The sequence below is a fragment of the Bradyrhizobium sp. 179 genome (genome assembly GCF_023073535.1).
Taxonomy (GTDB): domain Bacteria; phylum Pseudomonadota; class Alphaproteobacteria; order Rhizobiales; family Xanthobacteraceae; genus Bradyrhizobium.
The window spans coordinates 103,815-110,377 of record NZ_JADPJR010000005.1 but is presented as its reverse complement, the minus strand read 5'-3'; the positions used below and the strand labels follow the sequence as shown (position 1 = coordinate 110,377).

Here is a 6,563-nt window from a genome sequence, read left to right as displayed (position 1 = left end):
TCCATGACTCGATGGAAGCCACTGTGGACCCTTATCCCGGGGTCCCGATTGGATGCCGATCACCCCGAAAACGGGGTCCTTATTCCATGCCGAAACACAGTGTGCGATACGGAGCCTTTTCGGTCGCGGGGACCTGCTGCATGGGCGGCAGTTCGCCAGTCCAGCGCCAGCGGTCGCGAGGATCAGCAAGCTCCCACTGCATGACAAGCCTGCTCGCATAGTCCGACTGCAAACCTTCAGCCGGCGAGAAGGCTAGCGACATAATCGCCTGCACTTCGTCTTGGCCGATCTCGTCAACGACACCCCACAGCTCAGCGTGCCGCTGAGCGCAGTCGACCGCGTCGGTTTTTTCCAGGATGCCATCGAGCCACCAGCCGACATAGTCCTGGCAAAGCTCTTCGAATGCGCCGACGTTGCTCATTCGGTATTGCTCGCGTCCAGCAAGCCAAGCTCCTGGGCTTTTGCCAGGGCTTTATTGATAGCCTTCGCGAGATCGGGCAGACGCGTGACCTTGATGGCGATGCCCTTTGGGGTCGGCTTTAGCTTGCCGTCGCGATGCATCGCGTGCTTGCGCACGTTGATGAGGTTGTGTCCCTGGTATGTCGACAGCTCGGTGATGATCGCGTCGTGGCGACGGTTGGCCCAAAACTGGTCGACAACGACCGGCTCGGCGAGCTCCGGCTTGCGTGCTCCCATGATCAGGCCGCCGTCTCAGTCATGCGAGATGCGAGCCATCGGCGATTTTCGCCGATCGTCACGCCAATGCGGCGAGTGGAGATCCTTACAAACTGGGGACCCTTGCCATCACGCAATAGGCGTTGCCCCGTGCTACGGCTGAAGCCATTGAGGCGGCACCACTCATCGAACGAGAGCATCCGAATGTCGGATAGTGCGAGGTCGTCGGTCACGAAACGCTCCCTGAGCATCTAAGATGCCAAAGGAGTATTCAGCGCGCGCTAGGCTGTAACCGTAAAATAACTCGGCCTCTCAATCCTTGAACCAACCTTCATCGCGCGCGCGAACCTTGGCGCCGCGAAACAACTGACGCACACGCTCCATTTCGGCTCGCCCAATCTTGTCGGGCCCAAGTCCGAAGTAAGTCTCGGCATACCATCGATAGAAGGCCTCCTTCCCAGCGCCCGGGTTGCCAAGCATCCACGACTGTTCCAGAGCGACAAGCTCTGCGCGCGTGAAATAGTCCTCGCGCTTGCGCTTCTGGTCCCCGACGTGCCGAGGATCGGAAACAAACTTGGAAGGAGGCCTTCCCATCTTTCAGCTCTCAGCCCGACGGAGCTGGACGACGTTGTCGGCCGGCGCGACGATCGCCAGCAAGTAAGCCTCCCACTTGCGCAAAGCTTCTCCGATCTCCGCCTCGTAGGAGTGATGGTCGTAAACCCCGCCGATGCCTGACTTGTGGCCGGCATGGTTCAGGACCAGCTCGGCGATATGCGGGAGCACGCCCAGCTTGCCCAAGCGCGTCCGAACCGTGCGGCGCAGGTCGTGCAGGCGCCATGGTGCCAAGCTCTTGCCGGCGGCCGTGGTAATCGCGGCGTTGATCCGGAGGGTGTTATAGCTCCAGGCGTTGAAACCGCTTGGGCCGCCTCCGAAGACCGTCTCCCGGCCGTGCCGACGCGGTACTTCAGTATGCCGCGAGCAGTCTCGGGCAGCGGCAGGACAAACGGGCGTTTGCTCTTGATGCGCTCCTTGGGGAACGTGATTTTTCCGGCATCCAAATCGAGCTCCGACCAGCGGAGCGCGCCGATCTCGTCGCGCCGACAGGCTGTGAGGAGCAGAACCCGCACGATGCGGCCGAAGTCATCGTCACCGCAATGGCGCCAGATCGCCCGGATCTCGTCGTCGGTCAGGACGCGATCGCGCGGCTCTTTGCCCTCAATCGGGTTCTCCGTCCCGATCACCGGATTGGCCCTCACCTTGGCCTGACGCAGTGCCCAGACGAAGAAGGCCCCCAGGGTGCCGCGTGCGCGGGCCGCCGAGGTCGGACCATGGTCGCGGACGAGATCGCGCAGCAGCCCCGCGACGTCCGAGAAAGTCACCTTCGTGACGCCCTTCTTGTGCAGCGGCGTGCAGTGGTCGAGCAGATACCGCTTGGCAGCGATGTAGGTGTTGGGCCGCATCTTGGACACGCGGGTCTCGAGATATTCCTCTGCCGCCTTCAGGAAGGTGTCGGCCTCTGCTGCCTGCTCTGCCTCCAGGCGCTTCCGATCGGCTACCGGGTCAATGTGGAGCTCGACCTGGGCAAACCGCTTCCGCGCGATCTCGCGAGCGTCCTTCAGCTCCAGCTTCCGCACGTCCCCAAGGCTCTCGCGCCGCTGCTTCCGGCCGATCCGGTACTGAACAACGAACGAGCTTCGCCCTCCTCGGAGCCGGACACCGAAGGAAGGCAGCTCAGGATCCCAGTGGATGAAATCCGACTTGTCAGCCGGCGCGACCAATTTGCGGACCGAGGCGTCAGTCCATTTATTTGCTCTATCCGAAATCATGGGAAGCAGTCCTCGTTTTTGGGAAGCACGGGGGACGCGTCAACTTGACCAATAGTGAACACTGCTGAGGCCGACAGTCACGTGCTAGTGCCGACTAAGCCATTGATATCTGTGGATGTTGACGTGTCCTGAATGCTCGTGACGCTTCAGGCTACCTGTTAGCCGGAGATCGACAGCACATGGCCCAAGCCCCGAGATGAACATGGCGTCGTTGACGGGCGTGGTGATGGCATCGCGCCGCCCGGTGAGCAGCGCGGTCGCGATCGCACGGTTGTCGCCCTCGAGCGTCGCACGGATGCGTGCATCGATCGCATCACGCAAGCCCTGCATGAAGGCTGCGTAGCGCAGCCGCAAGCCGCCGGTCTCCGGCGGGGCTGCCACCGAGCTCATCTTGACGACGAGATCAGGACGCTCGCCGGCGAGATCGAACGAGACGGTTGCCGCCATGTTGATCAGGTCAGGACCTGCCTGCGCGGCATGCACCTCGGAAAACATCGCACTCGGCTTGCGCCATCGCGGCAGGCCGTTGAAATAGTCCGCAACGCCGTCCCTGCCCCGGTAGAGTTTCGGGTTGGAGCCGAAGAAGAACGCGTTGCTCGCATAGAGCGAGGACAGCGCGGCTGCATCAAGCGTCGCGAAGCCGGCGCACCATTTCGCGATGATGGCGGAAACGATGGCGTCGGTTTCGTTGCTCATGGGTGCCTCAACCTTTCGCGACTTCCTTTGCAAACGTGTCGCGCAGACCGATGGTGCGCGAAAACACCGGCTTGCCCGGCGTCGAGTCCTTGTCGCGCACGAAATAGCCCTGGCGCTCGAACTGCATCGGCTCGGTCGAATTGCTCTCCGCGACCGATGCCTCGATCCGCGCATCGGACAGGATCTCCAGCGACTGAGGGTTGAGATCGGCCGCGAAATTCGAGGCGTCCGGGCTCGGATTGGAGAACAGCTGGTGATAGATGCGGATTTCAGCAGGCTTCGACGTCGCTGCCGGCAGCCAGTGCATCGTCGCCTTGACCTTGCGCCCATCGGGCGCGTTGCCGCCCTTGGTCGCGGGATCGTAGGTGCAGCGCAGCTCCACCACCTCGCCTGCGTCGTTCTTGATCACGCCGGTGCACTTGACGAAATAGGCATAGCGCAGGCGCACCTCGTTGCCTGGCGACAAGCGGAAGAATTTCTTCGGCGGGTTCTCCATGAAGTCGTCGCGCTCGATATAGAGCTCGCGGCCGAAGCTGATCTTGCGCGTGCCGGCGCTGAGGTCATCCGGGTGGTTGATCGCCTCGAGCTCCTCGACCTGCCCTTCCGGATAGTTCTCGATCACCACTTTCAGCGGCTTCAGCACCGCCATGCGGCGCTGCGCTGTGCGGTTCAGCTCCTCGCGGATGCAGAACTCGAGCATGCCGACATCGACCACGCTGTTGGACTTGGCAACGCCGATGCGCCTGACGAATTCGCGCAGCGCGGCCGGCGGCACGCCGCGGCGGCGCATCCCCGCGATGGTCGGCATGCGCGGATCGTCCCAGCCCGCGACATGGCCGTCGCGAACGAGCTGGGTCAGCACGCGCTTCGACAGCAGCGTGTAAGTCAGGTTCAGCCGCGCGAACTCGTACTGGTGCGGCTTCGAGGGCACCGGCAGCTTGTCGATGAACCAGTCATAGAGGGGGCGGTGGTCCTCGAACTCCAGCGTGCAGATCGAGTGCGTGATGCCCTCGATCGCATCCGACTGGCCGTGGGCATAATCGTAGCTCGGATAGATGCACCACGCGTCACCGGTGCGCGGATGATGCGCGTGCAGGATGCGGTACAGAACGGGATCGCGCAGATTGATGTTGCCCGCGGCCATGTCGATCTTAGCCCGCAGCACGCGTGCGCCGTTCGGGAATTCGCCGGCCTTCATGCGGCGGAACAGGTCGAGGTTCTCCGCAACACTGCGGTCGCGGAACGGCGAGTTCTTGCCGGGCTCGGTCAGCGTGCCGCGCGAGAGGCGGATCTCCTCCTGGGTCTGGTCGTCGACATAGGCGAGGCCGTCGCGGATCAGCTGCTCCGCCCATTCATAGAGGCGATCGAAATAGTCGGAGGCGAAGAACAGGTTCTTGCCCCAGTCGAAGCCGAGCCAGCGCACGTCGGCCTGGATCGCATCGATATATTCCTGTTCTTCCTTGACCGGATTGGTGTCGTCGAAGCGCAGATGGCAGCGGCCCGGAAACTCCTGCGCGATGCCGAAATTGAGCGCAATCGACTTGGCGTGGCCGATATGCAAATAGCCGTTCGGCTCCGGCGGGAACCGGGTCACGATCTCCTTGTACTTGCCCTGATCGAGATCGGCCTGGATGATGTCACGAATGAAATCGCGCCCAACCTCAGTCGCCACCGGTTCTGTCATTACGAAAATCCTGTAGGGAAATCAGCGGTTCTTCTGCCAAATTCGTGTGGCCGCGCCAAGGCCCACGAGGTCGGCCGACGGGCTTTAGTTATGTCCCGTTCCTGCTATACACCACCGCTTCCCATGCATAGGCCCTGCCAAGAATGACCGATTCCGTCGTCACGCGCTTCGCTCCCTCGCCGACCGGCTTCCTCCATATCGGAGGCGCCCGCACGGCGCTGTTCAACTGGCTCTATGCGAAGAAGCACGGCGGCAAGATGCTGCTGCGGATCGAGGACACCGACCGCGAGCGCTCCACCGAGGCCGCCATCGCTGCCATACTCGATGGACTCAAATGGCTTGAGCTCGGCTGGGACGGCGAGGTCATCTACCAGTTCGCCCGCGCCGCCCGCCACCGCGAGGTCGCCGAGCAGCTGCTCGCCGACGGCAAAGCCTATCGCTGCTACGCCACGGCCGAAGAGCTCGCCGCCATGCGCGAGAAGGCGCGCACAGAGGGCCGTACTCGCCTCTATGACGGCCTATGGCGCGACCGCGACCCGGCGACCGCCCCGACCGATGTGAAGCCCACCATTCGCCTGCGCGCGCCGCAGACCGGCGAGACCGTGATCGAGGACCAGGTCCAGGGCCGCGTGGTCTGGCAGAACGAGAATCTCGACGACCTCGTACTTCTGCGGGGCGATGGCAATCCGACCTACATGCTCGCCGTGGTCGTGGATGACCATGACATGGGCGTCACCCATGTCATTCGCGGCGACGACCATCTGATCAACGCCGCCCGCCAGAAGCAGATCTACGATGCGATGGGCTGGACGCTGCCGAGCATGTCCCACATCCCCCTGATCCACGGCCCGGACGGCTCGAAGCTGTCGAAGCGCCACGGCGCGCTCGGCGTCGATGCTTATCGCGCCATGGGCTACCTGCCGGCGGCGCTGCGCAACTACCTCGTCCGGCTCGGCTGGAGCCATGGCGACCAGGAGATCTTCTCGACCGAGGAGATGATCGCAGCGTTCGACCTCGCCGGCGTCGGCCGCGCCGCCGCCCGCTTCGATTTCGCCAAGCTAGAAAACCTCAACGGCCACTACATCCGTCATGCCGACGATCAATCACTCGTGAAGATGTTCGAAGATGTGCTCAATCACGTCGTGCCCAGCCGCGACGAGATCAAGGCCAAGTTAAACGACAACACGCGAGCGCAGCTCTTGAAGGCCATGCCGGCCCTGAAGGAGCGCGCCAAGACGCTGATCGAGCTGATCGATGGCGCCTACTTCATCTTTGCCGACCGCCCGCTGCAGCTCGATGCCAAGGCGCAGGCGCTGCTGACAGCCGAGAACCGCAAGCTGATCGGCCAGCTTCATTCCGCGCTGGAGAAAGTCGAGACATGGAGCGGCGCCAGCACGGAAGCTGCGCTGCGCAGTTTTGCCGAGGAAAATAGTCTCAAGCTCGGCGCGGTCGCCCAGCCCTTGCGGGCCGCGCTGACGGGACGGACCACCTCACCTGGTATTTTTGAGGTTTTGGACGTTCTTGGACGCCAGGAGAGCCTGGGCCGGCTTAAAGATCAGTCTACGACGTAAGTCGACCATGCGTGCGGCGATCTTGCAGCGCACACAGCAATAATATACCCATCTCCCCGTACATTCTGGAACATCCGGCCTGCCCCCAACGATCTCCTTTGGGGCTCCGGC

7 protein-coding genes and 2 pseudogenes are annotated in these 6,563 nt (G+C 62.8%); 1 reads left to right on the top strand and 8 read right to left on the bottom strand.

All coding sequences use genetic code 11. The features are described from left to right. Window positions 1–79 precede the first annotated feature (79 nt). From IVB12_RS01285 to IVB12_RS01250, 8 genes and pseudogenes are all read right to left on the bottom strand, one after another. Complete coding sequence (locus IVB12_RS01285) at window positions 80–421, bottom strand: hypothetical protein (protein ID WP_247294833.1); 342 nt, start codon at window positions 419–421, stop codon at window positions 80–82. Then, window positions 418–696 carry a transcriptional coactivator p15/PC4 family protein gene (locus tag IVB12_RS01280; protein WP_247294831.1) on the bottom strand — a complete coding sequence of 93 codons (279 nt, stop codon included), beginning with the start codon at window positions 694–696 and terminating at the stop codon, window positions 418–420. Before IVB12_RS01280 ends, IVB12_RS01285 begins: the two co-directional genes overlap by 4 nt. Window positions 697–698: 2 nt before the next feature. Beyond that, window positions 699–908 (bottom strand): transcriptional regulator, encoded by a 210-nt coding sequence (locus IVB12_RS01275; protein ID WP_235884683.1) that lies wholly within the window; start codon window positions 906–908, stop codon window positions 699–701. Window positions 909–1,272: 364 nt separating this feature from the next. Further along, a complete protein-coding gene (locus IVB12_RS01270) occupies window positions 1,273–1,458 on the bottom strand; it encodes a hypothetical protein (protein ID WP_247294830.1) in 186 nt (61 codons plus the stop codon). Next, entirely contained in the window at window positions 1,428–2,501 is a 1,074-nt protein-coding gene (locus tag IVB12_RS01265) for an integrase arm-type DNA-binding domain-containing protein (RefSeq protein WP_247294828.1), read from the bottom strand. Before IVB12_RS01265 ends, IVB12_RS01270 begins: the two co-directional genes overlap by 31 nt. A 161-nt stretch (window positions 2,502–2,662) precedes the next feature. After that, window positions 2,663–2,873, bottom strand: a pseudogene (locus IVB12_RS01260) (hypothetical protein); the annotation flags it as partial. Window positions 2,874–2,885: 12 nt separating this feature from the next. Next, a pseudogene (locus IVB12_RS01255) lies at window positions 2,886–3,197 on the bottom strand (nuclear transport factor 2 family protein); the annotation flags it as partial. 7 nt (window positions 3,198–3,204) lie between these two features. Further along, window positions 3,205–4,881: a glutamine--tRNA ligase/YqeY domain fusion protein gene (locus IVB12_RS01250; protein WP_247294826.1), complete on the bottom strand. Its 1,677-nt coding sequence runs from the start codon at window positions 4,879–4,881 to the stop codon at window positions 3,205–3,207. Window positions 4,882–5,024: 143 nt separating this feature from the next. Here IVB12_RS01250 and gltX point away from each other — a divergent pair, with 143 nt between their 5' ends. Continuing rightward, a complete protein-coding gene (gltX, locus tag IVB12_RS01245; protein ID WP_247294823.1) occupies window positions 5,025–6,452 on the top strand; it encodes a glutamate--tRNA ligase in 1,428 nt (475 codons plus the stop codon). The last annotated feature ends 111 nt before the right edge of the window (window positions 6,453–6,563 follow it).

Coding starts and splice junctions, on each gene's coding strand:
- gltX (WP_247294823.1), top strand. CDS start 5,025: ATGACCGATTCCGTCGTCACGCGCTTCGCTCCCTCGCCGACCGGCTTC.
- IVB12_RS01265 (WP_247294828.1), bottom strand. CDS start 2,501: ATGATTTCGGATAGAGCAAATAAATGGACTGACGCCTCGGTCCGCAAA.
- IVB12_RS01280 (WP_247294831.1), bottom strand. CDS start 696: ATGGGAGCACGCAAGCCGGAGCTCGCCGAGCCGGTCGTTGTCGACCAG.
- IVB12_RS01285 (WP_247294833.1), bottom strand. CDS start 421: ATGAGCAACGTCGGCGCATTCGAAGAGCTTTGCCAGGACTATGTCGGC.
- IVB12_RS01250 (WP_247294826.1), bottom strand. CDS start 4,881: ATGACAGAACCGGTGGCGACTGAGGTTGGGCGCGATTTCATTCGTGAC.